Genomic DNA, 23108 nt, shown 5'->3' with positions numbered 1-23108 from the left:
TGCGGAGCGCATTATGCCGGTTCTGTTTCGCCGCCTCTTTCCCGGTGATGAACGCCTCACCCAGCTGTTGCCGTTGCTGCACCAGGCTGGGATGCGGCTGGAAGAGGATGTGGAAGTGATGATCGCCGCGTACCAGCAGGGCCGGGTGGTGGCCTGCGGCGGGCTGGCGGGGCGGGTGCTGAAATGCATCGCCATTGACCCGGCGCGGCGCGGGGAAGGGCTGAGCCTGACCCTGATGACGGAGCTGATCACGCTGGCGTTTGAGCGCGGCCGCCCGGAACTCTTCCTGTTCACCAAACCGGAGAACCGCGCGCTGTTTGCCGCCGCCGGGTTTTACCCGCTGGCCGAGGTGCCGGGCTACCTGGTGCTGATGGAAAACAGCCCCGACCGCCTGCGCCGCCATTGCGCCCAGCTGCGCCGCCATTGCGCCCAGCTGCGCCGCCAGCGGCAGCCCGGCCAGCGCATCGGTGCGATTGTGATGAATGCCAACCCGTTCACCCTCGGCCACCGCTGGCTGGTGGAGCAGGCCGCCGCCCGCTGTGACTGGCTGCACCTGCTGGTGGTGCAGGAGGACGCCTCGCAGTTCCGCTACGCCGAGCGCTACCCGCTGATCGCGCAGGGCACGCACGGCATCCGCAACCTGACGCTGCACCCCGGTTCGGCGTATGTGATCTCACGCGCCACCTTTCCCGGCTACTTCCTGAAGGATCAGGGGGTCGTGGACATCTGCCACAGCCAGATCGACCTACAGCTGTTCCGCCACTACCTCGCTCCGGCGCTGGGCATCACCCACCGCTTTGTCGGCACCGAACCCTTTTGCCCGCTCACCGCCGCCTACAACCGCCGTATGAAAGCATTACTGACCCAGCCGGACGGCCTCGGGCGGCCGGTGGAAGTCATGGAGCTGCCGCGGCTGGAAATCGGCGGCGCGCCGGTGTCGGCTTCCAGGGTGCGGGCGCTGCTGGCCGCCGGAGACTGGGATGCCTTAACCGCACTGGTGCCGCCGACCACGCTGGCGTTTTTGCAACACGCACACCGCAGGGAAACGACCCCTGCCTGACTTAACTAACCAATGAGGCAATACACGACATGGAGATCGTAAAAGACGCTGTCGCCGGCACGCTGGAGTCCAGTGATGCGCTGGTGCGCATCGGCCCGTCGCCGGAACCGGGGCTGCACCTGACGCTGGAAAGCGTGGTGCGGGCGCAATTTGGTGAGGCGATTGACCAGCTCGCACGGGCGACGCTGGCGCAGCTTGGGATCACCCAGGCGCAGATCGCCATTGATGACAAAGGGGCGCTGGAGTGCGTATTGCGCGCCCGCGTGCAGGCGGCCGCGCTGCGTGCTGCCGGAAAAGAACCCTCAGAATGGAGCCTGCCCGGATGAAATTACGCCGCAGTATGCTGTTTATCCCCGGTGCCAACGCCGCGATGCTCAGCACCTCGTTTGTTTACGGTGCCGATGCCGTGATGTTTGACCTGGAAGATGCCGTGGCGCTGCGCGAGAAAGACAGCGCCCGCCTGCTGGTGTTTCACGCCCTGCAGCACCCGTTCTACCGCGAAGTGGAAAAAGTGGTGCGCATCAACCCGCTGGATACGCCGTTCGGCCTCGCCGATCTGGAAGCGGTGGTGCGCGCCGGGGTGGACATTATCCGCCTGCCGAAAACCAACAACGTGGAGGATGTGCAGCAACTGGAAGCAGAAGTGGCGCGCATCGAAGCCGCCTGCGGCCGCGAGGTGGGCAGCACCCGGCTGATGGCGGCGATTGAGTCGGCGCAGGGGGTGGTGAACGCGGTGGCGATTGCCCGCAGCAGCCCGCGCATGGTGGCGATTGCGCTGGCGGCGTTTGACTACGTGATGGACATGCAAACCTCACGCGGCGACGGCTCCGAGCTGTTCTACGCCCGCTGTGCGGTGCTGCACGCGGCGCGGGTGGCAGGGATCGCCGCCTATGACGTGGTGTGGTCAGACGTTAATGATGACGCCGGGTTCCTGCGTGAAGTGGAGCAGGTGCGGCGGCTGGGCTTTGACGGTAAATCGCTGGTCAACCCGCGCCAGATCGAGCTGCTGCACCAGGCCTATGCGCCGACGCAGCAGGAAGTGGCCTACGCCCGCGAGGTGATCGCGGCAGCGGACGAGGCTGCCCGGCAGGGGCTGGGGGTTATCTCCCTCAACGGCAAAATGATTGACGGCCCGATTGTGCTGCACGCGCAGCGCGTTCTGTCACGGGCCGCGGGCGGCATTCGCGAATAAGGAGCAGCAAACATGACAACCCACACTACACCCGCACACACGGATCTTCCGGCGTTTACCCACGCCGCCGCCCACAGCCCCTGGCTGACGCAGGAAGATGAAAAACGCCGGCGCAAGCTGTGCGCCTCGCTGGAACAGGCGATCGTGCGATCCGGCCTGAAAAACGGCATGACCCTCTCCTTCCACCATGCGTTTCGCGGCGGCGACAAGGTGGTCAACCTGGTGGTCGGCACGCTGGCGCGCATGGGGTTCCGCGATCTGACGCTCGCGTCCAGCTCGTTGATTGACGCCCACTGGCCGCTGATCGAACACATTCAACAGGGCGTGATTCGCCAGATCTACACCTCCGGCCTGCGCGGCAAATTGGGCGAGGCGATCTCCCACGGGCTGATGGACAACCCGGTGCAGATCCACTCCCACGGCGGCCGCGTGCAGCTGATCGACAGCGGCGAACTGACGATTGATGTGGCGTTCCTCGGCGTGCCTTGCTGTGACGAGTTCGGCAACGCCAACGGCTTCAGCGGCAAATCATGCTGCGGCTCGCTGGGCTATGCGCAGGTGGATGCCCAGCGCGCCCGCACCGTGGTGCTGCTTACTGAAGAATTTGTCAGCTACCCCAACCACCCGGCCAGCATCGCGCAGGATCAGGTGGATCTGATCGTCAAAGTCGAGGAAGTGGGCGATCCGGCCAAGATTAGCGCCGGAGCGATCCGCCTCACCAGCAACCCGCGTGAACTGTTGATCGCCCGGCAGGCCGCCAATGTGATCGAGCATTCCGGCTACTTCCATAACGGCTTTTCGCTGCAGACCGGCACCGGCGGCGCGGCGCTGGCCGTCACCCGGTTTCTGGAAGAGAAGATGCGCCGCCATCAAATCACCGCCGGGTTCGCGCTGGGCGGCATCACCGGCACCATGGTGGATCTGCATGAAAAAGGGCTGGTGGAAAAGCTGCTCGACACCCAATCCTTTGACGCCGACGCGGCACAATCGCTGAGCCGCAACCCGCACCATATCGAGATCAGCGCCAACCAGTACGCCAGCCCGCGCTCCAAAGGCGCGGCCTGCGAACGGCTGAATGTGGTGATGCTGAGCGCGCTGGAGATCGATCTCAATTTCAACGTTAACGTGATGACCGGCTCCGACGGCGTATTGCGCGGCGCATCGGGCGGCCACAGCGACACCGCCGCCGGGGCGGATCTCACCATTATCACCGCGCCGCTGGTGCGCGGCCGCCTGCCGACGGTGGTGGACAAGGTGCTGACCACCGTGACGCCGGGCGAAAGCATCGACGTGCTGGTCACTGACCATGGCATCGCCGTCAACCCGCGCCGCCCGGAGATCAGCGAACGGCTGCGGGCGGCGGGCCTGCCGCTGATAACCATTGAACAGCTGCATGCGCGGGCGCGGCTGCTGACTGGCGAACCGAAAGCGATCGCATTCACCGACCGGGTGGTGGCGGTAGTGCGCTACCGCGACGGCTCGGTGATCGATGTGATCCGTCAGGTCAAACCGTGAACCGTAAACACCGGATGCCGCAGCCCAGGGTGGTGACGCTGGCGGAGATGCTCGCCGCCCGCGAACGGCGCGCCAGGCGGCAGCAACAGGCGTTGCACTGCTTCGGCAACACCCTGATTTGCGGCACGCTGATTGCGCCGGGCGGCATCAAAGACAGCGCGGCGTATCGTCGCCTCAGCCACTACGCGCGCGAGGCGGTCACCGCCCTCTGCCGGGAAAAGCAGTGGCCGGTCTGCTGGCACCAGCGCTGGCTGCACGCCACCGGGCCGGAATTTATGCTGGTGGTGGAGGCGGCCGCAACAGAGGTGAAAGCGGCGCTGGTCACGCTGGAGGAGACGCACCCGCTCGGGCGGCTGTGGGATCTGGATGTGCTGAACGCCGCCGGGGAGGCGATCCCGCGTGTGCAGGTGGGGAGCGCGCCGCGCCGCTGCCTGATCTGCCCCGAACCGGCACACCTCTGCGCCCGCGCGCGCCGCCATGCGCTGTGGCTGATAAAGGAAGAGATTCATAACAGGATGGAAAACTATGAGCGGAATAACCTTACCGCCCCGGACGCCGTTGCGGGAACAGCTGGTGCAGCAGATGGGGGAGGCGTTATTGCAGGAGGTGATGCTGACGCCGAAACCGGGGCTGGTGGACAAGCGTAACAACGGCGCGCACCGGGACATGAACCTCGGGCTGTTTGTGCGCAGCATTGAAGCGCTGTTGCCCCGGATGCCGCGCTTTTACGATCTGGGGTTCAGCACCGCCGCGCTCGCTCCGGTGCAGGTGTTGCCGATGCTGCGGCCGCTGGGGCTGGCGTGTGAGGCGGGGATGCTGCACGCCACCGGCGGGGTGAATACCCACAAAGGCGCGATTTTCGCCTTCGGCTTGTTGCTGGCCGCGGCGGGGCGGCTCACGGCCCAGCAACAGCCGCTGGCGCAGCAACCGTTGTGTGAAGCCGTCAGCCAGTTCTGCCGGGGGCTGGTGCAGCGGGAGTTGGCCGGCATCACCGCACCGCGCACCGCCGGGGAGCGGCTCTATCAGCAGCACGGCCTGACCGGCGCACGCGGTGAGGCAGAGAGTGGCTTTCATACCGTGCGCAGTGTGGCGCTGCCGACCTGGCGGCGGATGATGACGAAAACCGGCGATAAAGCGCAGGCGCGGTTACAGGTGTTACTGCACCTGATGGCCTGGAATGCCGACACCAATCTGGCGGCACGCGGCGGAGTAGCGGGGTTGCACTATGTGCAGCAGCAGGCGCAGGGGCTGTTGTGGCAGGGCGGGGTGTCGGCACCGGACGGCATGGCGCGCTTATATGCGCTGGATGATGCGCTTATCGCCCGCCACCTCAGCCCCGGCGGCAGTGCCGATCTGCTGGCGGTCACGGCCTTTCTGGCTGAATTCCCGGTGGGGGAGGCGGCGTGGGCGGCCTGGTAAAGCCGCCTTGTCAGGGTGATGCGCAGGCAGGAAAACTCAGCCCGGCAAAATAAAGCGGTGCTGCGGGGCGCCGGTCTCGCTGGTCTCGACCTGCAACAGTGCGCCTTCCAGCGCGCCGGGGTTCTCCATGCCTTTGCGTGCGGAGGTGATAAACAGCGTCTTGCGCTCCGGGCCGCCAAAGGTGCAGCAGCTTGGCTGGGTCACCGGCAGCGGGATCGCCTCTTCCGCCAGCAGTTCGCCCTCATTAATCTGGTAGGTGAACAGACAGTGGTGGCCGAAACAGGCATTGATCAAACGGCCGCCGGTGGTCAGCGTAGAGCCGTCCGGCGTCAGGTCACCGCTGGAATAGCAGCTCAGTGTGCGCGGGTTGATGCGCTTGCCGTTGCCGGAGTAGAAGCGTTTGGCGTTGCTGTCCGCGAACCAGACGCGGTTCTCATGCCACACCAGCGTATTGGGGATGGTGAGCTTGTCCATCATCATCTCCGGCGCGGCGTCCCCGGCGGCAAAACGGTACCAGGCACCGATCGGCTCGCTTTCGGTCAACTCCATGGTGCCGAACCACAGGGAGCCGTCCGGCGCGACCGCCGCCTCATTCGGGCGGGTTTTGCTGGTCTCTTCCGGGTAGTCGCACAGCACGGTAATCTCACCGCTGGCGTAGTCATAGGCGGCAATCCCCTGATGGGCGGCCAGCAGGAACACCTCATCCTTATCCGTGAGCAGCACGCCGCTGGTGACGCTCGGCAAATTGCGGATCTCCGTCTCCCGGCGTGACGGCCAGTAGCGCAGCAGGCGCCGGCGGTTGATGTCCACCCACAGCAGCGACTGGCTGCGGTCACACCACACGGGCGTTTCGCCCAGCTCGGCCCGGTAATCGTTAACCGGGGTTATCTCAGAACGTAGAAAATCGGCCATAGCGCTCGTTGTCCTCCCTTTCACAGTGGCTCGCGCTGCACATGGCAGCGCACTCTCTTAGCGTAGCCGGAAGCCCCCACCGGCGCTGGCGGAATCGGATCATTCCGGCGGCAACCGGCGGTGCGGCACGCTGGCTGAAAATGCATGACTATGCGAAGATCATGCATGGACAAAACCGGCGGCGTGGCTGGTTAAAAATCACACATTTATGCCGGTTTTTGCCTAATCTTTTAACATCATAGGGATAGATTTTACTGATGTTAACAAGCCTATATCATAAATTTCTTATTATCCGAGAATTTATCTGGCTGTGACGAGAGGGCGTAGCTACCCTGAAGGAGATTCACGGCGAATGAGAAAAACAGAAGAGAGAATGTATGCATAATTCTGATATCCGCATTGCGATTGCGGGGTCGGGCGGCCGGATGGGCCGACAACTGATTCAGGCCGTGCAGCAGGCCGACGGCGTAGTACTGGGTGCCGCGCTGGCCCGCCCCGGTTCGTCGCTGGTGGGCGTGGATGCGGGTGAGCTGGCTGGGGTCGGCGCGCTGGGTGTGAAAATCAGCGACAGCCTGGACGCCGTGATGAACGCTTTTGACATCCTGATCGACTTTACCCGCCCGGAAGCCACCCTGGCCTATCTGGAAGCCTGCCGCCGGCACGGCAAAGGCATGGTGATCGGCACCACCGGGTTTGACGACGCCGGAAAAAGCGCGATTAAACAAGCGGCTGACGACATCGGCATCGTGTTTGCGGCCAACTTCAGCGTTGGCGTTAATGTGGTGCTGAAGCTGCTGGAAAAAACCGCCAAAATCATGGGTGACTACACCGACATCGAAATTCTGGAAGCGCACCACCGTCACAAAGTGGATGCGCCCTCCGGCACCGCGCTGGCGATGGGCGAGGCGATTGCCGACGCGCTGGGCCGCGATCTGAAACAGTGCGCGGTCTACGCGCGTGAAGGCCATACCGGCGAACGTGACCCAAAAAGCATCGGGTTTGCCACCGTGCGCGCCGGGGATATCGTCGGTGAACACACCGCGATGTTTGCAGATATCGGCGAGCGGGTGGAGATTACCCACAAGGCCTCCAGCCGGATGACCTTTGCCAATGGCGCGGTTCGCGCGGCTTCCTGGGTATCAGGCCAGAAAAATGGACTTTATGACATGCGGGATGTGCTTAATCTGCATGCGTTATAGCTTTCCCAAACCATCGTGATGTGGTTTTTTGATCATACTTCTTTGATTGCCGGGCAATTCCTTGATTGCCCTTTTTTTTACTGTAAAAATGGGCGTTACAATGCTTATTTTTATTATCGCCTCTATTAATGACACTTTTCCTCATCTTGGTGCGCCGCGCACTTACTTGTTAGTATAAAAATCATCCACATCCGGCGTTTTCCTGCCCTTTCTTTCTGCTGGGTGACTCGCAACCGTTTACTCCCCCGACTTATCCGGTGCTTTTGACGCGAATAAGAGGTAATTTGTCTGAATGGTGAGAAAACATAACAAAAAAGGGCCGTGTGGGTAGACAAAGGGGATCGCCCTCATTAGAATGCGCGCAATTTGCCGAAAATTAGCTCTTGCAGCGATTTTTGCATTGATTTAGCGCGTCTGTTCTGAATTAATATGCAAATAATGTGATTGATTATTCCTGGAGGATGCTTTGATTAAGTCAGCGCTGTTGGTTCTGGAAGACGGAACCCAATTCCACGGTCGGGCCATTGGGGCCGAAGGTACGGCAGTGGGGGAAGTGGTCTTCAATACGTCGATGACCGGTTATCAAGAAATCCTCACTGATCCTTCCTATTCCCGCCAGATCGTCACCCTTACTTATCCCCATATCGGCAATGTCGGCACCAACGCCGCCGATGAAGAATCCTCCACTGTTCATGCGCAAGCCCTGGTTATCCGCGACCTCCCGCTGATTGCCAGCAACTACCGTAATGAAGAAAACCTCTCCGACTACCTCAAGCGCCTCAACATTGTCGGCATCGCGGACATCGATACCCGTAAACTCACGCGCTTGCTGCGTGAGAAGGGCGCGCAGAACGGCTGCATCATCGCCGGTGACACGGTAGACGCCGCGCTGGCGCTGGAAAAAGCCAAAGCCTTCCCGGGCCTGAAAGGCATGGACCTGGCGAAAGAGGTCTGCACCCGCGAGAGCTACAGCTGGCAGCAGGGCAGCTGGGCGCTGGAAGGCGGCCTGCCGGAAGCGGCCGAGGCGGCTGAGCTGCCGTTCCACGTGGTGGCCTACGACTACGGCGTGAAGCGCAATATCCTGCGGATGCTGGTGGATCGCGGCTGCCGCCTGACGGTTGTCCCGGCGCAGACCCCGGCCGACGAGGTGCTGGCGATGAACCCGGACGGCGTGTTCCTCTCCAACGGCCCGGGTGACCCGGAACCGTGCGACTACGCCATCGCGGCGATCCAGCGCTTCCTGGAAACGGACGTGCCGGTGTTCGGCATCTGCCTCGGCCACCAGTTGCTGGCGCTGGCCTGCGGCGCGAAAACCCGCAAGATGAAGCTCGGCCACCACGGCGGCAACCACCCGGTGAAAGACTGGGACAACAACACGGTGATGATCACCGCGCAGAACCACGGTTTTGCGGTGGATGAAGAGGACTTGCCGCCGACGCTGCGCGTGACGCACTCCTCGCTGTTCGACCACACGGTGCAGGGCATCCACCACACCAGCAAGCCGGCCTTCAGCTTCCAGGGCCACCCGGAAGCCAGCCCCGGCCCGCACGATGCCGCACCGCTGTTCGACCACTTTATCGACTTGATCAAGACTTACCGTTCCACCGCCAAATAATCAGGAGCCATAACAGCCATGCCAAAACGTACCGACATAAAAAGCATCCTGATCCTCGGCGCTGGCCCGATTGTTATCGGCCAGGCATGTGAGTTTGACTACTCCGGCGCGCAGGCGTGTAAGGCGCTGCGTGAAGAGGGTTACCGCGTTATTCTGGTGAACTCCAACCCGGCCACCATCATGACCGACCCGGAAATGGCCGATGCCACCTACATCGAGCCGATCCACTGGGAAGTGGTGCGCAAAATCATCGAAAAAGAGCGCCCGGATGCGGTGCTGCCGACCATGGGCGGCCAGACGGCGCTGAACTGTGCGCTGGAGCTGGAGCGCCAGGGCGTGCTGGAAGAGTTCGGCGTCACCATGATTGGTGCCACCGCAGACGCCATCGACAAGGCGGAAGACCGCCGCCGCTTTGACCAGGCAATGAAGAAAATCGGCCTGGACACCGCCCGTTCCGGCATCGCGCATAACATGGAAGAGGCGCTGGCCGTGGCGGCTGACGTCGGCTTCCCGTGCATCATCCGCCCCTCCTTTACCATGGGCGGCACCGGTGGCGGCATCGCCTATAACCGCGAAGAGTTTGAAGAGATCTGCGAACGCGGCCTCGACCTCTCCCCAACCAAAGAGCTGCTGATTGATGAGTCGCTGATTGGCTGGAAAGAGTATGAGATGGAGGTGGTGCGTGACAAAAATGACAACTGCATCATCGTCTGCTCGATCGAAAACTTCGATGCGATGGGCATCCACACCGGTGACTCCATCACCGTGGCCCCGGCGCAAACGCTGACCGACAAAGAGTACCAGATCATGCGTAACGCCTCGATGGCGGTACTGCGTGAGATCGGCGTGGAAACCGGCGGCTCCAACGTACAGTTCTCGGTGAACCCGAAAAACGGCCGCCTGATCGTCATCGAAATGAACCCGCGTGTGTCGCGCTCCTCGGCGCTGGCCTCGAAAGCCACCGGCTTCCCGATTGCCAAAGTCGCGGCCAAGCTGGCGGTGGGCTACACGCTGGACGAGCTGATGAACGACATCACCGGCGGGCGCACCCCGGCCTCGTTCGAGCCGTCGATTGACTACGTCGTCACCAAGATCCCGCGCTTCAACTTTGAGAAGTTCGCCGGTGCCAACGACCGCCTGACCACCCAGATGAAATCAGTGGGTGAAGTGATGGCCATCGGCCGCACCCAGCAGGAGTCGCTGCAAAAAGCGCTGCGCGGCCTCGAAGTCGGCAAAACCGGCTTTGATCCGATGGTGAGCCTGGAGGATCCGGAAGCCCTGACCAAGATCCGCCGCGAGCTGAAAGACGCCGGTGCGGATCGCATCTGGTACATCGCTGACGCCTTCCGCGCCGGGATGTCGGTAGACGGCGTCTTCAACCTCACCAACGTTGACCGCTGGTTCCTGGTGCAGATTGAGGAGCTGGTGCGGCTGGAAGAGCAAGTGGAAGAGGGCGGGGCCAGCGTGCTGAGCGCCGACTTCCTGCGCACCCTGAAACGCAAGGGCTTCGCCGACGCGCGCCTGGCCAAACTGGCCGGTGTCTCCGAAGGGGAAATCCGCAAGCTGCGCCACAAATACAACCTGCACCCGGTCTACAAACGCGTGGATACCTGTGCGGCGGAGTTCTCCACCGACACCGCCTACATGTACTCCACCTATGAGGAAGAGTGCGAATCCAACCCGACCAACGACCGCCCGAAAGTGATGGTGCTGGGCGGCGGGCCGAACCGTATCGGCCAGGGTATCGAGTTCGACTACTGCTGCGTACACGCCTCGCTGGCGCTGCGTGAAGATGGCTATGAAACCATCATGGTCAACTGCAACCCGGAAACCGTCTCCACCGACTACGACACCTCTGACCGCCTCTACTTTGAGCCGGTGACGCTGGAGGATGTGCTGGAAATTGTGCGCATCGAGCAGCCGAAAGGCGTGATTGTGCAGTACGGCGGCCAGACCCCGCTGAAACTGGCGCGCGAGCTGGAAGCAGCCGGTGTGCCGGTGATCGGCACCAGCCCGGACGCGATTGACCGTGCAGAAGACCGTGAGCGCTTCCAGCAGGCGGTCAACCGCCTCGGCCTGAAGCAACCGGCCAACGCCACCGTGACCACCATTGAACAGGCGGTCGAAAAAGCCGCCGGGCTGGGTTACCCGCTGGTGGTGCGCCCCTCCTACGTGCTGGGCGGCCGGGCGATGGAAATCGTCTATGACGAAATCGACCTCAAGCGCTACTTCCAGAATGCGGTGTCGGTCTCCAATGACGCGCCGGTGCTGCTTGACCGCTTCCTGGATGACGCAGTGGAAGTGGACGTTGACGCCATCTGCGACGGCGAGCGGGTGCTGATTGGCGGCATCATGGAGCATATCGAACAGGCAGGCGTCCACTCCGGTGACTCCGCCTGCTCCCTGCCGGCCTACACCCTGAGCAAAGAGATTCAGGATGTGATGCGCCAGCAGGTTGAGAAGCTGGCCTTCGAGCTCTGCGTGCGCGGCCTGATGAACGTGCAGTTCGCGGTGAAAGACAACGAGGTCTACCTGATTGAGGTGAACCCACGTGCGGCGCGTACGGTGCCGTTCGTCTCCAAAGCCACCGGCGTGCCGCTGGCGAAAGTGGCGGCGCGGGTGATGGCCGGTAAAACCCTGGCTGAGCAGGGCGTGACGGAAGAAGTGATTCCGCCGTACTACTCGGTGAAAGAGGTGGTGCTGCCGTTCAACAAGTTCCCGGGTGTTGACCCGATCCTCGGGCCGGAAATGCGTTCGACCGGTGAAGTGATGGGCGTCGGCCGCACCTTCGCGGAAGCCTTCGGCAAAGCGATGCTCGGCAGCCAGTCCGGCATGAACATGAAGAAAAGCGGCCGTGCGCTGCTGTCGGTGCGCGAGGGGGATAAATCCCGCGTGGTGGATCTGGCCGCCAAGCTGCTGAAACGCGGCTTCGAGCTGGACGCCACCCACGGCACCGCCGTGGTGCTGGGCGAGTCGGGCATCAACCCGCGCCTGGTCAACAAGGTGCATGAAGGCCGCCCGCACATTCAGGATCGCATCAAGAATGGCGAGTACACCTACATCGTTAACACCACCGCCGGGCGTCAGGCGATTGAGGACTCCAAGCTGATTCGCCGCAGCGCCCTGCAATATAAGGTGCACTACGACACCACGCTGAACGGCGGCTTTGCCACCGCGATGGCGCTGAGCACCGACCCGACAGAGCAGGTGATCTCAGTGCAAGAGATGCACGCGCTGATTAAAGGCTGATTTTAGTCACCTCAGCAAAAACCCCACGGCAACGTGGGGTTTTTTTATGCCTGTACCGTCAATGCATCACTATTGCGGCCAGGCGGGAAGGGGCATCGTGCCCGGCCCTGCCGCGTAATCCAAAGGGCATATCACGCTTTTTTGCCTGCCATCACCCGCTGGCGATGGCAATCGCCGGGTTCCAGTTTATGCCCGTGAAGTGAACGCACTTCCAGCGGCTGCACTGGCTGCCCGCAGGCGTTATCCAGCAGCACAGAATGTGTCTCGCCCTGCTCAAACATATAGCGCTCCCCCCATTGCCGTATGGCCACCACAATCGGGAAGACGGAACGACCCTTTTCGGTCAGGACATATTCGCTGTACGCACTGCCATCTGACGCGGGGCAGATCTCAAACACACCGATATCAACCAGCAGTTTCAGGCGGGAAGCCAGAATATTTCTCGCCAGGCCCAGATTCTTTTGAAACTCACTGAATCTGCGCACATCGTCAAACGCCTCACGGATGATCATCAGACACCAGCGTTCACCAATGGACTCTAACGTCCTGGCGACGGGGCATTCGCTGGTTCTGAGCGATTCCTGTTTTGCCATCTGTTTTTGCTCTCCGTTTGCCCGTTTATTGACGCCAGCATAATCCTCACCAAAAGAAGTTGCAAAAAAAAACCACTGAGGGTAATTCTATGGGGCATGTAGTTTCAAAAAAAAACCAGATAAGGGCGTGACGATGGACAGGAAGGCAGATACACATGCGGAGGCTATGGAAAAGATCGCTTTGGCAGAGGCCCCGGTGCTTACCCCGCGGATAACCTTTCTGTTTTCCCTCACGAGTGCCCTGGCGGTGGCCAATGTCTATTCGGCTCAGCCTTTACTGGAATCGATGTCAGCCAGCCTGAAGGTGCCGCCCGGCACGATAGGCAGCGTCATCACCGCTACCCAGGCGGGGTATGCAGCCGGGTTGATCTTTCTGGTGCCGCTTGGCGATCGGGTAAACCGAAAAACCCTGGTTATCACTCATCTGTTACTTTCCGTGCTGGCGCTGGCAGCGGCGGGGTTATCACAAAATCTGGCAACCCTGTTATGCGCGATGTTGTTTACCGGCCTGATGGCGGTGGTGGTGCAACTCATGGTGGCCTGGGCTGCGACGCTGGCGGCTCCCCAGCGGCGCGGGCAGGTGGTCGGCACGGTGACCAGCGGCATTGTGCTGGGGATCCTGCTGGCCCGTTTTATCTCAGGAACGATTGCCGATCTCGCCGGCTGGCGGGTGGTTTACCTGACGGCGGCCGGCCTGATGTTGCTCGTCGCCTGTTTACTGGGCAAAGTGATGCCGTCTACCCCGCCCCGGACGCCAACGCCTGCCTATCTTTCCCTGCTGCTGTCAGTTTTCCGCCTGTTTATCACTGAACCTCAGCTGAGGACGCGGGGGCTTTTTGCCCTGCTTATCTTTGCTGCTTTCAGCATGCTGTGGACGTCGATGGTCATGCCGCTCAGTGCCATGTCGTTGTCACATACCCAGATAGGCCTGTTTGGATTAGCGGGCATTGCCGGTGCGCTGGCGGCGTCAAGAGCGGGTTTATGGGCAGATAGAGGCAAGGGGCAGCGTGCGACCGGCACGGCGCTGGCGGTGCTGACCCTCTCGTGGCTGCCCATCGCTTATACCGAAACGTCTTTGCTGTGGCTTCTCATCGGCGTCATCACGCTGGACTTCGCGGTGCAAACCATCCATGTGACCAACCAGAGCATCCTGATTGCGGCCAGGCCGGACGCGGCGAGCCGTCTGGTCGGCGCCTATATGTGTTTTTATTCGGTGGGCAGCGCACTGGGCGCCATTACCGCAACGGCGCTTTATGCGCGCTGGGGGTGGCAGTCAGTCTGCTTCGCGGGGGCACTCGTGAGTGCCTGTGCTTTTCTCTTCTGGGCAGGATCCCGTCAATCATGAAATTACATCATCTGTTGCTCGCCGTTCTGATAACGGCAATCTGGGGCATTAACTTTTCAGTTATCAAGCTGGGGCTGAGTTCGGTGGAGCCCTTCACGCTGGCAGGCATACGCTTCACGCTATGCGCGTTACCACTCCTGCTGTTTATCAAAAAACCGGATGTCCCATGGCGCTACATCATCAGCTATGGTCTGGTGTTTGGCATTGGCCTGTGGGGGCTGGTCAACCTGGGGATCAGAACCGGGCTTTCAGCAGGGATCGCGTCACTCTTGCTGCAATTCAGCGCCTTTTTTACCCTGCTGCTGGGCCGCCTGGTATTGAAAGAGAGCCTCAGCCGTTATCAAATCGCCGGGTTCATGATTGCCTGCGGGGGATTACTGAGCATTGTTTTCATCACTGATGGTTCCGTGACCTTCTCCGGTATGCTGCTGGTGCTGGCGGGGGCCATCGCCTGGAGTATCGCCAACATCATTAACAAGAAGGCGGGCACCAGGCAGGTATTTGCCTTTCTGGTCTGGTCGAGCGCCTTTGCGCCGGTTCCCCTCTTTCTGCTGGACTGGCTGGCCAACGGCACCCGCGGCTATATATCGCTGGTCAGCCACATGGACGCGCGCGCCGTGTTGTCAGTGCTGTTTCAGGTCTATCCCAATACCCTGTTCGGCTACTGGGTATGGAATTCCCTGCTTAAGCAATACCCGGTGTCCACCGTGGCCCCCCTGTCGTTGCTGGTGCCGGTGTTTGGGATTCTGGGTTCCATGGTGATAGTGGGGGAAACGCTTTCGCCGGTAAAAATCCTCGCCCTGCTGCTGATTATTTCTGGGTTGGTTGTCGGGTTGTATGGCCGGCGGCTGACGCATTTTTTTGCAGAATTGCGCACCGGGTAGCCTGAAGGCCGTTAAGCATTCAGCGCGGCGCGTCTTTATGCACCCGCCGCCTGTGGCCCGCGTTTCTCTTTTTTCCCATTTCTCACACCGGGTTAACCCCGTAGAATGCCTGTTTCCGAAAGGCGGCGGCAACGGGGCCTGTTCCCGTGACCACGACCTGAAGCACACGCTTTGCAGTGAGATCCCTATGATCCTGATTATTTATGCCCACCCCTATCCGCAGCACTCGCACGCTAACAAGCGCCTGATTCAGGCGGCCGGCGAGCTGGATCAGGTTGAAGTGAGATCGCTTTACGATCTCTATCCCGATTTCGCGCTGAATGTGGAGGCTGAACAGCAGGCGCTGAGCCGTGCCTCGCTGGTGGTCTGGCAGCACCCGATGCAGTGGTACAGCATGCCGCCGTTATTGAAGCTCTGGTTTGACAAAGTGCTGACCCATGGCTGGGCCTACGGGCAGGGCGGCCACGCGCTGCGCGGCAAAAAGGCGCTCTGGGCGGTGACCACCGGCGGGGACCACCACCACTTTGAACTCGGCAACTTTCCGGACTTCGCCGCCCTGGCGCAGCCGCTGGAGGCCACCGCGCTCTATTGCGGCATGCAGTGGCAGCCGCCCTTTGTGCTGCACGGCACCTTTAACTGCGACCCTGTGACGCTGGAGGCCGCGGCCGCCCGCTACCACAGCCAGCTTTCCGCTTACCTGCTGCCGCAGGCCGCCAATGAATCTACCGCCGCGCTGGCCGGGGGGACGCATGGATAACCATGACATGATGCTGGAGGGGCTTATTTACCTCGGCTCCGCCGCGCTGATTGTGCCGGTGGCGGTACGTTTCGGCCTGGGATCGGTGCTGGGTTACCTGATCGCCGGCTGCCTGATCGGCCCATGGGGGCTGCGGCTGGTCTCTGATGCCGAATCGATCCTGACGTTCGCCGAAATCGGCGTGGTGCTGATGCTGTTTATCATCGGCCTGGAGCTGGACCCAAAACGGCTGTGGAACCTGCGGGTCGCGGTATTCGGCGGCGGCGGGCTACAGATGGTGGGCGGCGGCCTGCTGCTCAGCGCGTTCTGCTACTTCCTGGGGCTGACGTGGCAGGTGGCGGCGCTGATCGGCCTGACGCTGGCGCTCTCCTCCACGGCGATCGCCATGCAGGCGATGAGCGAACGTAACCTGACCGGCACGCCGATCGGCAACAGCGCCTTTGCGGTGCTGCTGTTCCAGGATATCGCCGCCATTCCGCTGGTGGCGATGATCCCCCTGCTGGCCACCAGCGGCGGCAGCACCACGCTGGCGGCGTTTGCCCTCTCCGCCGGGAAAGTAGTGATGGCCCTGACGCTGGTGGTGCTGCTGGGGCGTTATGTGACCCGCCCGCTGCTGCACTTTGTGGCGAAATCGGGGATGCGTGAAGTCTTCAGCGCCGTGGCCCTGTTCCTGGTGTTCGGCTTTGGCGTGCTGCTGGAGATGGCCGGACTGTCGATGGCGATGGGCGCGTTCCTGGCCGGGGTGCTGCTGGCCAGCTCGGAATACCGTCATGCGCTGGAGAGCGACATCCAGCCGTTCAAAGGGCTGCTGCTGGGGCTGTTCTTTATCGGCGTCGGGATGTCGATCGACTTCGGGACGCTTCTCCACCACCCGCTGCTGATCCTCACGCTGCTCGGCGGCTTTATGCTGCTGAAAGGCGCGCTGTTGTGGCTGATCGCCCCGGTATTGAATGTGCCGCGCGCGCAGCGCGCGCTGTTTGCCATCCTGATTGGGCAGGGCAGTGAGTTCGCCTTTGTGGTGTTCAGCACCGCCCAGACTGCCGGGGTGTTGCCGGTAGACTGGGCGAAAGCGCTGACGCTGGCGGTGGCGCTCTCCATGGCGGTGACGCCGGTGCTGCTGGTGCTGGCAAAACGCCTGCAAAAAGCCGCACCGGCCAACCAGCGCCCGGCCGACACCATTGATGAACATGCGAGTGTCATCATCGCCGGGTTTGGCCGTTTCGGGCAGATCACCGGCCGTATGCTGCTCTCCAACGGCATCAACGCGGTGGTTCTGGATCACGACCCGGATCACGTCGAGACGCTGCGCAAATTCGGCACCAAGGTGTTTTACGGCGACGCCACGCGGGTGGAGCTGCTGGAGTCCGCCGGGGCGGCACAGGCGAAAGTGCTGATCAACGCCATTGATGACGTGGATGCCAACCTGCAACTCACCGATCTGGCGCGCGAGCACTTCCCGCACCTGAAGATCATCGCCCGTGCGCGCGATGTGGATCACTACTACCAGTTGCGCTTGCGCGGCGTGGAAGCCCCGGAGCGTGAGCTGTTTGAAGGGTCGCTGCGCACCGCCCGGCATACGCTGGAGGCGATTGGCTTCGGCGCGTATGAGGCGCGGGAGAAAGCGGACATCTTCCGTGAGCACAACCTGAAGGTGCTGGAGGAGACGCTGCCGAACTACGAGGACACCGAGTTCCGCATCGCCAGCATGCAGCGGGCGAAAGCGATGCTGACTGACGCCATGGCGATGGATCACACCCGTCTGGCGCAGGAGCAGCGTACCGGCTGGCAGGGCCGCCCGGAAGACGCGGAAATCCCGGTCGAGGACGACACCCCGCGCCCGGCATAAGGCGCGAAAGAGTACATAAACAAGGCGGGCATGATGCCCGCCTTTTTACTGCCGGTTTTCAGAGACTCTCTATTCAAACGTCCCTTTCACCGTGGCTTTACCCTGATCGACCACCCGTTTCCCCTTCGCCCAGACCTGATGAATGGTGAGTTCCGGCGTCAGCACCAGCAGATCCGCCGCACTCCCCGGCCGCAGTGCGCCTTTATCTGCCAGCCCGAGAAACGCCGCCACATTGCAGGTGAACGGCCGGAGGGCGTCTGCCAGCGGGAACTGATGCTGCTGCACCAGCATGCGCAGGGCGCGCGGCAGGCTCTCCACGCCGCCGACGCCGATGCCGGTGAGGTTGCCCTGTGCGTCAAACACCGGCTGGCTGCCGTTGCCGTCTGAACTTACGGTGATCTGCGCCAGCGGCACCGCGGCCGCCACTGCCCGCGCCACCGCCGTGGCGGCATCGATCGGTTGCTCAATGCCGCTGGTGAAATCAATAAAGCCGCCGTCATGCGCAAACACCAGCGCGGCGGTAAACAGCGGTTCGCTGCGGTTGAGGTGCGTCGGCAGCAGTTTGCCGATCGGCACGTCGCTGTCACGCAGGATGTCATAAACCGGGGCCAGCAGGCGCGGGCTGTTGCCCATATGGAACACGCTGACGCCCGCCTTGCCGCCGAGCAACCCGCCGACCCGCGCCTGCGCTGCCATCTCTGCCAGCTGCGCCGCCGACGGGGCAGAGGAGCGGTGATCGGCGATCGCGCATTTCACCCCAATCACCTTATCAATCAGCGTCAGATCGCGGGCGATGCTGCCGGTGATCGTGGGGGAGGGCAGCGCATAGGCGCCGGTCAGCATAAAGGCGGTGATCCCCTCATGCTCCAGCGCGCGGGTTTTCGCCAGCAGCGATTCCGGGTGGCGGGTGATGCCGTCCGTGCCCAGCAGCCCCACCACGGTGGTGATGCCCGCTTCCACCAGCCGCGACAGGGCGATCTCCGGCGTGCGGCTGTGCGGGCCGGCCTCGCCGCCGCCGCCAATCAGGTGTACATGCTGGTCAATCAGGCCGGGGCAGAGGGTGTAGCCGTGCAGATCCACCACCTCGCACTGGGGAACGACGTCATCTGCGATGTGCGGCGCCATGGCGATAATTTTCCCGCCGCTGAGCAGCAGATCCTGTTGCCCCAGCGCATCCGGGCTGTACACCTCCGCGCCGCGCAATAACATAAAGCCTGCTACAGAAAGATCCATCGGTGGCTCCTAGACCAGCGCCTGCATCACCCACAGGGAGAGCAGCGCGTTAATCACACATACCGCAATGATGTGCGGGTAATATTTTGCGTCCACGGCGGCGGTGCCGAGGCAGCGCCCGACGTTCTGCACCGGGTTGCCCATCAGATAGATGGCGGGCAGCAGCACCGTGGCATCATGCCCGGTCAGCGCCCCGGCCACCACCAGGCTGGCGCAAACGCCGACCGCGCCGCCCATGCTCATCAGCGAGGTCAGTAACACCGCCGCCGCTTCCCCCGGCAGGCCCCAGAGCGCCATTACCGGGCGGCAGACGTTGCCGACCATCTCCAGCAACCCGGTGACTTTCAGCGCCTGAATAATCACAAACGCCATCACTACATTCGGCAGCAGGTTGGTGGTGGCGATGGTGAAGCCGCGCCGCGCGCCGTCAATAAACATCTCCATGACGTTTTTACGTGCCTGAGTCGTCATCTTATTGCTCCTGCGCCCGGCGGCGCTCCAGGCTGTGGATCCAGAGGCGCAGCAGGTTGGCACCGATAAATTTGAACATCAAAATCACCGCCAGCGGGGTGATCACCGGCACGGTAATCACCGTAAACAGCGCCGCGCCCGAGGAGAAGTAATTGGTGATCAGCGCACTGCCGCTGGTCTGGAAGGTGGCGAAAATCGCTTTTTCCTCACCGGTAATCAGCCCCTCTTCCGCCAGCTCTTTGGTCATGCCGGCGGCGGCGTCGGTGTTTTGCAGGTTGGCGATCAGCGCCAGCGAGCAGATGCCGGGAATGCCCAGCAGCGGGCGCAGGATCGGCGTCATCAGCTGTTGCGCGGCGCGCAGGCCGCCCAGCCCTTCGGTCACGGCAATGATGCCGAGGGAGAGGATCACCGACGGGGCCAGCTCCAGCGCAAACAGGAAGCCCTCTTTGGCCCCGGTGCCGCCGCTGCCGCGGAAGGAGACCGCCGTCTGCCCCGCCTCGTTAATCTTGCCGAACGCGCCGTTCAGTACGGTGAAGTCAAAGACCCGCCACCAGCCGGTGCTGGTGGAAAACAGGCCGGAAAAGAAAATGATCGTAATAAAAAACGCCAGGTAGGCCGTCCAGCCTACGCGCGCGGCGCGCTGCTCGGGTTCCATGAATATCCCTCTCGGTTGCGGTGAAGTTAATCGTTCAGTGCGGCAGAATGGCCGGAAAAGCACCATAAAACAGCGAACTGGCGAAAAGGGCGGGGCGAGATCAACAAAAGCGGCGTTTCAGCAGGCGACAAAGAAAAGTGGGGCAGAGGGCAACTTTTCCGGCCGCAATTGTTAAGCCGGATTGAATGTTCAGGGAGAGAGAGGTTTCCGGGGGAATAACAGAATGTAACCGGCGGGCAATAAAAAAGCGGGCCGCAGCCCGCTTCTCATCGCCGGGGGAGATCAGCTCAGGGCCACTTTGATGCCGAGCGCGATCAGCACGCCACCGAGCAGACGATCGATAACCTTCTGTGCTTTCGCCAGCCCGCGGCGCACCGGTTCGCTCTGGATCAAGACCACCAGCAGCGGCCACCAGACGGCGGAGAGGCCGAGGATAATCCCGGCGTACCAGAGTTTCTCGCCCACGCTGGAGTTGACCTGCAATACCTGGGTAAATACCGCCAGGAAGAACAGCGTGGCCTTCGGGTTCAGCAGGTTGCAGAGATAGCCCTGAAGAAAGGCAGTTTTCAGGCTCACCGGCTGCGCGCTGAACTGGCTGAGGTTCATTTTGCTGTCACCTTTGGCGCGCAGCGCCTGGATGCCGACCCAGATCAGGTAAACGGCACCGGCATATTTCAGCACGTTGAACAGCCACGGCGTGGTGGTGATCACCACCGCCAGCCCGGCCACACAGTAGGTCATGTGGGTCGCGACGCCGCAGGTCACGCCGAGGGCGGTGATCATCGCGGCGGAACGCTGATAACGGGCGGCGTTTTTAATCACCAGGAAAAAGTCGGGGCCGGGGGAGAGCATCCCCAGGGCTGCGATGGTCGCGACAAACAGAGAGGTTTCTAACATGATTTACAACGCCGGGAGCAGAAAACCGGAATGATAGCCTTCCCGGCAGAATTTCGCATCACGCTTATTGGTTATTCGTGCCCGCTGTGATAACAATTCCCTTTTGTTTGTAAGGATAAAGGGGCAGTTATGCACGCACTTTCCCTGTCGCCGCCCCCGGTGACGGCCCACCCGCAACAGCGGGAAATTACCCGGCTCTGCATCCAGTGCGCGCTGATGCTGCTTCAGCACGGTGCGGAAAGTATGCTGGTAGAACAGCTCGCCGCCCGGCTCGGCATCGCGCTGGGTATGGACGCCGTCGAGAGCGCCATCTCTGCCAATGCGGTGGTGCTGACCACCCTCAGCAACGGCCACTGCCTGACCACCACCCGGCGCAATAGCGATCGCGGCATCAATATGCATGTGGTCACCGAGGTGCAGCACTGCGTGATCCTGGCGGAGCACAAGCTGTTGCAGTGCGATGACGTAGCAAAACGGCTGGCGAACATCCGGCCGCTGCGTTACCCGCGCTGGCTGGTGGTGCTGATGGTGGCCTGCTCCTGCGCCTGTTTTTGCCGGCTGAACGGCGGCGGCTGGAGCGCGGCGGCAGTGACCTTTGCGGCGAGCGGCACCGCGATGGCGGTGCGCCAGTGGCTCACTGCGCGGCAGATGAACCCGCTGATCAACTTCTGCCTGACCGCCTTTGTGGCGACCGCGATTGCCGGTTTGCTGTTGCGGCTGGAGGCGCTGCACGCCGCGTCAGGCGTGGCGATGGCCGCCAGCGTGCTGCTGCTGGTGCCGGGCTTTCCGCTGATTAACGCGGTGGCGGATATGTTTAAAGGCCATGTGAATACCGGGCTGGCGCGCTGGGCGATGGCCAGCCTGCTGACGCTGGCAACCTGCATCGGCATGGTGATGGCGATGGCGCTGTTTGATCTGCCGGGGTGGGCATGAACTTGTTACTGCTGTTACTCGAAGACATGGTGCTGGCGGCGATTCCGGCGCTGGGGTTCGCCATGGTGTTTAACGTGCCGCAGCGGGCGCTGCCCTACTGCGCGGCGTTGGGGGCGGCCGGCCACGGCGCACGGCTGCTGATGATGCAGGCCGGGCTGAATATTGAGCTGGCCTCCCTGCTGGCGGCGGTGTTGATCGGGGTGATAGGCATTAACTGGTCACGCTGGTTGCTGGCACACCCGAAAGTGTTTACCGTGGCGGCGGTGATCCCGATGTTCCCCGGCATCTCCGCCTATACCGCCATGATCTCCGTGGTGGAGATTGCCCGCGTTGGCTATAGCGAGGCGCTGATGGCACGGATGGTGACCCATTTCCTGCGGGCCGGGTTTATCGTCGGCGCGCTCTCTATTGGCCTGTCACTGCCGGGGTTGTGGCTCTATCGCACGCGGCCGGGGGTATAACTCTTTCCGGGTAGTAAGGGCGATCTTATTCTGTCAAGTGTGCCTTTAAAGACGATGAAACACGCGAATAAGTCACTATTTGTGGCGAAATAAACGGTAAAATGACGGCTTCGCTAAGAGCTGTCTTATAAATTCTTACGGAGTGATTAACGCTATCGACGGCCTTACTCCCTTTCCGTATAGTGGCAGCACTTTTCGGTGACACATTTTTTTCCGACGACAACACTTTCCGACACACAAGGTTCAACAATGATTATCAGCCTGATCGCTGCACTGGCGGTGGATCGCGTTATTGGCATGGAAAACGCCATGCCATGGCATTTACCGGCTGACTTGGCGTGGTTTAAACGTAACACGCTCAACAAACCGGTAATTATGGGACGCAAGACATTTGAGTCTATTGGACGCCCGTTACCGGGGCGCCACAATATCGTTATCAGCAGCCAACCGGGCGACCACGATGGCGTTACCTGGGTGACGTCAGTTGACGGGGCGATCGCCGCCGCCGGTGATGCTGCCGAAGTGATGGTGATTGGCGGTGGCCGGGTGTATACCCAGTTCCTGCCGCGCGCAGACCGCCTCTACCTGACGCACATCGATGCGGAAGTGGAAGGCGATACCCATTTCCCGGACTACGAGCCGGATGAGTGGGAGAGCACCTTCAGCGAGTTCCACGACGCAGACGACAATAACTCCCACAGCTACTGTTTCGAAATCCTCGACCGCCGTTAATCTCTGTTTGCCCCGGCGCGTGACCTTCACGCGCCTGTTTCCACGCTTTTCCCGCTGTAACAATTCTTGTTTTTTGTAACAATCCTGTCACTTTCCCTGTTTACACTGGCCCGCATCGTCAGCCTGGCTGCGCCAATTAA

Annotated in this window: 22 protein-coding genes; 16 read left to right on the top strand and 6 right to left on the bottom strand. The window is 61.7% G+C overall.

The window, feature by feature from the left end; all coding sequences use genetic code 11:
• The first annotated feature begins 13 nt into the window (after positions 1-13).
• The 6 genes from citC to citG are packed head-to-tail and all read left to right on the top strand — an operon-like array spanning position 14 to position 5186.
• Positions 14-1060 carry a [citrate (pro-3S)-lyase] ligase gene (gene citC, locus CYR55_RS04015; protein ID WP_101814868.1) on the top strand — a complete coding sequence of 349 codons (1047 nt, stop codon included), beginning with the start codon at positions 14-16 and terminating at the stop codon, positions 1058-1060.
• Positions 1061-1089: 29 nt separating this feature from the next.
• Entirely contained in the window at positions 1090-1386 is a 297-nt protein-coding gene (gene citD, locus CYR55_RS04010) for a citrate lyase acyl carrier protein (protein WP_101814867.1), read from the top strand.
• Entirely contained in the window at positions 1383-2252 is an 870-nt protein-coding gene (citE, locus tag CYR55_RS04005) for a citrate (pro-3S)-lyase subunit beta (protein WP_101814866.1), read from the top strand. Before citD ends, citE begins: the two co-directional genes overlap by 4 nt.
• Before the next feature lie 12 nt (positions 2253-2264).
• Positions 2265-3767 (top strand): citrate lyase subunit alpha, encoded by a 1503-nt coding sequence (gene citF, locus CYR55_RS04000; RefSeq protein WP_101814865.1) that lies wholly within the window; start codon positions 2265-2267, stop codon positions 3765-3767.
• Positions 3764-4414: a citrate lyase holo-[acyl-carrier protein] synthase gene (gene citX, locus CYR55_RS23920; protein WP_101814864.1), complete on the top strand. Its 651-nt coding sequence runs from the start codon at positions 3764-3766 to the stop codon at positions 4412-4414. Before citF ends, citX begins: the two co-directional genes overlap by 4 nt.
• Positions 4350-5186: a triphosphoribosyl-dephospho-CoA synthase CitG gene (citG, locus tag CYR55_RS03990; protein ID WP_241522081.1), complete on the top strand. Its 837-nt coding sequence runs from the start codon at positions 4350-4352 to the stop codon at positions 5184-5186. Before citX ends, citG begins: the two co-directional genes overlap by 65 nt.
• 36 nt (positions 5187-5222) lie before the next feature.
• Here the strand turns inward: citG and CYR55_RS03985 are convergent, their stop codons facing one another.
• Complete coding sequence (locus CYR55_RS03985; protein ID WP_101814862.1) at positions 5223-6098, bottom strand: SMP-30/gluconolactonase/LRE family protein; 876 nt, start codon at positions 6096-6098, stop codon at positions 5223-5225.
• Between the two features lie 377 nt (positions 6099-6475).
• On the opposite strand from CYR55_RS03985, the gene dapB reads away from it, so the two are divergent.
• From dapB to carB, 3 genes are all read left to right on the top strand, one after another.
• Entirely contained in the window at positions 6476-7297 is an 822-nt protein-coding gene (dapB, locus tag CYR55_RS03980; protein WP_101814861.1) for a 4-hydroxy-tetrahydrodipicolinate reductase, read from the top strand.
• 466 nt (positions 7298-7763) lie between these two features.
• Positions 7764-8912, top strand: a complete 1149-nt coding sequence (gene carA / locus CYR55_RS03975) for a glutamine-hydrolyzing carbamoyl-phosphate synthase small subunit (RefSeq protein ID WP_101814860.1) — start codon at positions 7764-7766, stop codon at positions 8910-8912.
• 18 nt (positions 8913-8930) lie between these two features.
• The gene (gene carB / locus CYR55_RS03970; protein ID WP_101814859.1) at positions 8931-12161 is read left to right on the top strand and encodes a carbamoyl-phosphate synthase large subunit; all 3231 of its coding nucleotides are present in this window, start codon (positions 8931-8933) and stop codon (positions 12159-12161) included.
• 131 nt (positions 12162-12292) lie between these two features.
• On the opposite strand, the gene CYR55_RS03965 is transcribed toward carB, so the two are convergent.
• Positions 12293-12754 (bottom strand): winged helix-turn-helix transcriptional regulator, encoded by a 462-nt coding sequence (locus CYR55_RS03965; RefSeq protein ID WP_101814858.1) that lies wholly within the window; start codon positions 12752-12754, stop codon positions 12293-12295.
• A gap of 166 nt (positions 12755-12920) precedes the next feature.
• On the opposite strand from CYR55_RS03965, the gene CYR55_RS03960 reads away from it, so the two are divergent.
• The 4 genes from CYR55_RS03960 to kefC all read left to right on the top strand — a co-directional run bounded on the left by CYR55_RS03960 (position 12921) and on the right by kefC (position 17586).
• Positions 12921-14099, top strand: coding sequence for an MFS transporter (locus tag CYR55_RS03960; protein WP_165699521.1), 1179 nt, complete (start codon positions 12921-12923; stop codon positions 14097-14099).
• Complete coding sequence (locus CYR55_RS03955; protein ID WP_101814856.1) at positions 14096-14983, top strand: EamA family transporter; 888 nt, start codon at positions 14096-14098, stop codon at positions 14981-14983. The genes CYR55_RS03960 and CYR55_RS03955 overlap by 4 nt, the downstream gene beginning before the upstream one ends.
• A 187-nt stretch (positions 14984-15170) precedes the next feature.
• Positions 15171-15740: a glutathione-regulated potassium-efflux system oxidoreductase KefF gene (kefF, locus tag CYR55_RS03950; RefSeq protein WP_101815021.1), complete on the top strand. Its 570-nt coding sequence runs from the start codon at positions 15171-15173 to the stop codon at positions 15738-15740.
• Positions 15733-17586, top strand: coding sequence for a glutathione-regulated potassium-efflux system protein KefC (kefC, locus tag CYR55_RS03945; protein WP_101814855.1), 1854 nt, complete (start codon positions 15733-15735; stop codon positions 17584-17586). The genes kefF and kefC overlap by 8 nt, the downstream gene beginning before the upstream one ends.
• 69 nt (positions 17587-17655) lie before the next feature.
• Here the strand turns inward: kefC and iadA are convergent, their stop codons facing one another.
• The 4 genes from iadA to CYR55_RS03925 all read right to left on the bottom strand — a co-directional run bounded on the left by iadA (position 17656) and on the right by CYR55_RS03925 (position 20842).
• A complete protein-coding gene (gene iadA, locus CYR55_RS03940) occupies positions 17656-18819 on the bottom strand; it encodes a beta-aspartyl-peptidase (protein WP_101814854.1) in 1164 nt (387 codons plus the stop codon).
• Between the two features lie 9 nt (positions 18820-18828).
• Complete coding sequence (locus tag CYR55_RS03935) at positions 18829-19290, bottom strand: YjiG family protein (RefSeq protein WP_101814853.1); 462 nt, start codon at positions 19288-19290, stop codon at positions 18829-18831.
• A gap of 1 nt (position 19291) precedes the next feature.
• Positions 19292-19945, bottom strand: a complete 654-nt coding sequence (locus CYR55_RS03930; RefSeq protein ID WP_101814852.1) for a nucleoside recognition domain-containing protein — start codon at positions 19943-19945, stop codon at positions 19292-19294.
• Between the two features lie 282 nt (positions 19946-20227).
• Entirely contained in the window at positions 20228-20842 is a 615-nt protein-coding gene (locus CYR55_RS03925; protein WP_101814851.1) for a LysE family translocator, read from the bottom strand.
• Positions 20843-20971: 129 nt separating this feature from the next.
• Between CYR55_RS03925 and CYR55_RS03920 the strand changes: the two genes are divergently transcribed.
• The 3 genes from CYR55_RS03920 to folA all read left to right on the top strand — a co-directional run bounded on the left by CYR55_RS03920 (position 20972) and on the right by folA (position 22968).
• Positions 20972-21775: a threonine/serine exporter family protein gene (locus CYR55_RS03920; RefSeq protein ID WP_101814850.1), complete on the top strand. Its 804-nt coding sequence runs from the start codon at positions 20972-20974 to the stop codon at positions 21773-21775.
• Entirely contained in the window at positions 21772-22236 is a 465-nt protein-coding gene (locus CYR55_RS03915; protein WP_165699520.1) for a threonine/serine exporter, read from the top strand. The genes CYR55_RS03920 and CYR55_RS03915 overlap by 4 nt, the downstream gene beginning before the upstream one ends.
• A gap of 249 nt (positions 22237-22485) precedes the next feature.
• Positions 22486-22968 carry a type 3 dihydrofolate reductase gene (gene folA / locus CYR55_RS03910; protein WP_101814848.1) on the top strand — a complete coding sequence of 161 codons (483 nt, stop codon included), beginning with the start codon at positions 22486-22488 and terminating at the stop codon, positions 22966-22968.
• The last annotated feature ends 140 nt before the right edge of the window (positions 22969-23108 follow it).

This window comes from Chimaeribacter californicus (assembly GCF_002858675.1).
Lineage (GTDB): Bacteria > Pseudomonadota > Gammaproteobacteria > Enterobacterales > Enterobacteriaceae > Chimaeribacter > Chimaeribacter californicus.
The sequence above is the reverse complement of the archived record's forward strand: the minus strand, read 5'-3'. Positions and strand labels throughout refer to the sequence as shown.

What these genes read in the sequence shown, in the direction of transcription:
- citC (WP_101814868.1), top strand. Translation starts at nt 14, where the DNA reads ATGCCGGTTCTGTTTCGCCGCCTCTTTCCCGGTGATGAACGCCTCACC.
- citD (WP_101814867.1), top strand. Translation starts at nt 1,090, where the DNA reads ATGGAGATCGTAAAAGACGCTGTCGCCGGCACGCTGGAGTCCAGTGAT.
- citE (WP_101814866.1), top strand. Translation starts at nt 1,383, where the DNA reads ATGAAATTACGCCGCAGTATGCTGTTTATCCCCGGTGCCAACGCCGCG.
- citF (WP_101814865.1), top strand. Translation starts at nt 2,265, where the DNA reads ATGACAACCCACACTACACCCGCACACACGGATCTTCCGGCGTTTACC.
- citG (WP_241522081.1), top strand. Translation starts at nt 4,350, where the DNA reads ATGGGGGAGGCGTTATTGCAGGAGGTGATGCTGACGCCGAAACCGGGG.
- CYR55_RS03985 (WP_101814862.1), bottom strand. Translation starts at nt 6,098, where the DNA reads ATGGCCGATTTTCTACGTTCTGAGATAACCCCGGTTAACGATTACCGG.
- dapB (WP_101814861.1), top strand. Translation starts at nt 6,476, where the DNA reads ATGCATAATTCTGATATCCGCATTGCGATTGCGGGGTCGGGCGGCCGG.
- carB (WP_101814859.1), top strand. Translation starts at nt 8,931, where the DNA reads ATGCCAAAACGTACCGACATAAAAAGCATCCTGATCCTCGGCGCTGGC.
- CYR55_RS03965 (WP_101814858.1), bottom strand. Translation starts at nt 12,754, where the DNA reads ATGGCAAAACAGGAATCGCTCAGAACCAGCGAATGCCCCGTCGCCAGG.
- CYR55_RS03960 (WP_165699521.1), top strand. Translation starts at nt 12,921, where the DNA reads ATGGAAAAGATCGCTTTGGCAGAGGCCCCGGTGCTTACCCCGCGGATA.
- CYR55_RS03955 (WP_101814856.1), top strand. Translation starts at nt 14,096, where the DNA reads ATGAAATTACATCATCTGTTGCTCGCCGTTCTGATAACGGCAATCTGG.
- kefF (WP_101815021.1), top strand. Translation starts at nt 15,171, where the DNA reads ATGATCCTGATTATTTATGCCCACCCCTATCCGCAGCACTCGCACGCT.
- kefC (WP_101814855.1), top strand. Translation starts at nt 15,733, where the DNA reads ATGGATAACCATGACATGATGCTGGAGGGGCTTATTTACCTCGGCTCC.
- iadA (WP_101814854.1), bottom strand. Translation starts at nt 18,819, where the DNA reads ATGGATCTTTCTGTAGCAGGCTTTATGTTATTGCGCGGCGCGGAGGTG.
- CYR55_RS03935 (WP_101814853.1), bottom strand. Translation starts at nt 19,290, where the DNA reads ATGACGACTCAGGCACGTAAAAACGTCATGGAGATGTTTATTGACGGC.
- CYR55_RS03930 (WP_101814852.1), bottom strand. Translation starts at nt 19,945, where the DNA reads ATGGAACCCGAGCAGCGCGCCGCGCGCGTAGGCTGGACGGCCTACCTG.
- CYR55_RS03925 (WP_101814851.1), bottom strand. Translation starts at nt 20,842, where the DNA reads ATGTTAGAAACCTCTCTGTTTGTCGCGACCATCGCAGCCCTGGGGATG.
- CYR55_RS03920 (WP_101814850.1), top strand. Translation starts at nt 20,972, where the DNA reads ATGCACGCACTTTCCCTGTCGCCGCCCCCGGTGACGGCCCACCCGCAA.
- CYR55_RS03915 (WP_165699520.1), top strand. Translation starts at nt 21,772, where the DNA reads ATGAACTTGTTACTGCTGTTACTCGAAGACATGGTGCTGGCGGCGATT.
- folA (WP_101814848.1), top strand. Translation starts at nt 22,486, where the DNA reads ATGATTATCAGCCTGATCGCTGCACTGGCGGTGGATCGCGTTATTGGC.